We start from the raw sequence: 2,961 nt of genomic DNA, 5'->3' as shown, positions 1-2,961 counted from the left end.
GCCCCCCCCACCCCCGCGCCCCCCCCGCCCGGGCGCGGGTCTCCGCCCCCGCCCGCGTGCCGGCGGCGCCCCGCCCCGCGGCCCGCCCCGCGCCCCTGCGCGTGCGCAGCCAGGCGGCCCCGGCGGCGATCCCGGCCACCCCGCCGACAGCGAGCTTGATCCCGAGCTTGGCGACGAGCACCCCGACCACCGGGATGCTCCAGCCCAGCCAGTGGAAGAACGCCAGCAGCACGGCCGCACCGGCGACGATGCTGAGGACGGTGGCGCAGACGGCGGCCGCGGTGGAGAGTTCACGCGGCTCGGCAGCGGACTCGGGAGCGGGCTCCGTGGCGGACTCGGTGGGCGACGGAGAAAAAGCGGATGAAGAGTTCGTCGGATCGTTCGCATCCACAGGGCTCATGGCCGTCATCGTACGGGTTCACCGCCGGGCGTGGTGAGTGTCTCCGCAGTGCTCCCCCGTCTCCTCGTCGGGGAAGCTGACGGCCAGCGTGACGCGGTACTCGTAGACGTCGTCGCGGTGCCCCGGCACCCGGGCCCAGGCCAGCGAGTGCACCTCCGCCCCGGGCGCCTGACGGCACCACGCGGCGGCCTCCTCCAGCGCCCGCGCCGCCGAACGGCCGGTGCACACCACGGCGGTGTACGCGGCCACGGCGACGTCGCCCCCGCTGCGGCCGGTCCGCGACACCGCCCGGACGGCGGCCGCCGCCTGGCTCAGGTCCCGGGCCAGGTCGTCCACCACTCTCGGGGGAGCCGGCAGGACCGGCCCCTCGGCGACGGCCTCCGGCAGGTTCGCGCTCACGATCGGGGCCTCCGTCCATATCTGCGCCTCTGTCCGCACGGTCACGGGGCACAGCATGCCGGTCCGGCTCTCCTGGCATGCCCACTTTCATCACAACATCACCCGTCCAGGGACCAGTTGGGGCCGCGGACTGGCGCCGGGACGCCCGTCCTGGTAGAGAACGGCCCCCGGCCCGCCGCGATCCCGGCTGGTCAGAGGGGTGGCCCGCGGGCGGCGCCGGGGCGCTCGGAAGGCCGCGCACGCACCACCCCGTGCCCCGGACCGCCGGTCCGCCCCACGGGTGCGCCGGCTCGGCACCGGTGCGCGCACGACCGGGCCGCTGCCAACTGCCGCGCCGTGCCCGGGACGTGCGACGTTAACGCGGCGGAGCGTCCTCGGACGCCCGCCGGACACTCGGGTGCGGTCGGATCGTCGTGATACTAATCATCCCGGGGACGGGATTGGCATGGACCGGCAGGCACGATGATGACCACCCGTCCGTTGAGCGGGACGATCGGACAGGCACACGGGGAGGGGCACGGCATGACGGCGAGGTTCGTCAGCGCGGACAACGGGCGAAAGGTGCGGCTGAGCAAGCGGGTCACCGGGACGGCGGCGGCGTTCACCGCGCTCGCGGCCCTGACCGGCTCCCAGATGACCAGCCTCGGGCTGGCCCCGGTCGCCGCCGCCGACTCCGTGACCACGCAGTCCGGCGACAGCGCCGCGTCCACCGCCCCCGGCACCCCGGGCGGCCCGACGATCCCCGGCCTCGGCACCGGTTCGCCCGCCGACGGCGGCGGCACCGTCCCGCTGCCCCAGCCGCCCGGCGCGATCCCCGGCGTGCCCGGGGCCGGCCCGTTCGCCGCCACCGGCGCCTCGCTGCCGGCGACCGTCTTCGCCGCCTACAAGCAGGCCGAGGCCTCGCTCGCCACCCGCTCCCCCGGCTGCCACCTGCCCTGGCAACTGCTCGCCGGCATCGGCCAGGTCGAGTCCGGCCAGGCCGACGGCGGCCAGGTGGACGCCGTCGGCACGACGCTGCGCCCGATCCTCGGCCCGGTGCTCGACGGCACCGGCGGCAACGCCGCGATCGCCGACACCGACGGCGGCCGCTTCGACGGCGACACCCGCTGGGACCGCGCGGTCGGGCCGATGCAGTTCATCCCGTCCACCTGGGCGACCTGGGGCGTCGACACCCAGGGCAAGGGCAAGGCCGACCCGAACAACATCTTCGACGCCGCCGAGGCGGCCGGCCGCTACCTGTGCGCCAACGGCCGCGACCTCGCCGACCCGGCGCAGCTCGACCGGGCGATCCTGAGCTACAACTACTCGGGCGAGTACCTGCGGACCGTCAAGAACTGGATGGCCCACTTCGGCAGCGGCACCGTCACGACCTCCCCGGACCGGCCGGCCCCGCTGCTGCCGCTCCTCCCGCCGCTGCCGTCCCTCCCGCTGTTCCCGCTGCCGGGCACGGGCACCACGACGGGCACCACCACCGGCACCGGGACGACGCCCGGCACGACGCCGGTCCAGCCGCAGCCCCAGCCCTCGCCGAGCGCGCAGCCGCCCACGCCCGTCCCGCCGACCCCGAACCCGACGGGCCAGCCGAACCCCACCGGCCAGCCCAACCCGACCGGGCAGCCGACGCCCAGCGGCTCGCCCTCGCCGAGCGCCACCCCGAGCGGCAGCCCGTCCCCGACGGCCACGGCCACTGCGACGCCCACGGGGACGCCCACGGCGACCCCGACCGGCACGCCCACGCCCACGGGCACCCCCACCGCCTGCCCGTCCCCGACGGCCACGGCGACGGCCACCGCGACGCCCACCGGCACCCCGTCCCCGACGGCCACGCCGAGCGGCACGCCCACCCCGGGCGCGACCCCGACGGCCCCCGGCTGCGCCACCGCGACGCCGACCGCCACCACCACCCCGAGCGCCGCGCCGACGACGACGCCGAGCGCGGGTGTCTCCCCCTCGGCGGCCCCGTCCGGCCACTGAGGCGGGAACAGCCGTCAACAGCGCTTCGCCCCGCCCGGGGGGCCCCCGGCGGGGGGGGCCGGGGTGGGGGCGCCCCGCGGGGCGCGCCGCCGCCCGGGGCTCGCGCGGGGCGCGGGGGCCCCGCCGCTGGGGGGGGCGTCGACCTCGCGACCCAGGTCGACCGCGCGCGGGGCGCGGGGGCCCCGCCG

Annotated in this window: 3 protein-coding genes; 1 reads left to right on the top strand and 2 read right to left on the bottom strand. The window is 78.0% G+C overall.

Annotated features, from left to right (window positions below; all coding sequences use genetic code 11):
- On the bottom strand, positions 1-400 hold a 400-nt coding region (locus tag ACFV4F_RS36675; RefSeq protein ID WP_380509300.1), incomplete at its 3' end, for a hypothetical protein.
- A gap of 18 nt (positions 401-418) precedes the next feature.
- Entirely contained in the window at positions 419-844 is a 426-nt protein-coding gene (locus tag ACFV4F_RS36670; RefSeq protein ID WP_380440273.1) for a hypothetical protein, read from the bottom strand.
- 477 nt (positions 845-1,321) lie between these two features.
- Between ACFV4F_RS36670 and ACFV4F_RS36665 the strand changes: the two genes are divergently transcribed.
- On the top strand, positions 1,322-2,773 hold the full coding sequence (locus ACFV4F_RS36665; protein ID WP_380509298.1) for a lytic transglycosylase domain-containing protein: 1,452 nt from the start codon (positions 1,322-1,324) through the stop codon (positions 2,771-2,773).
- Positions 2,774-2,961: the final 188 nt, after the last annotated feature.

This window comes from Kitasatospora sp. NPDC059722 (assembly GCF_042733235.1).
In the GTDB taxonomy this organism is placed as follows: Bacteria; Actinomycetota; Actinomycetes; order Streptomycetales; family Streptomycetaceae; genus Kitasatospora.
This window is presented reverse-complemented; position numbering and strand designations above follow the sequence as displayed.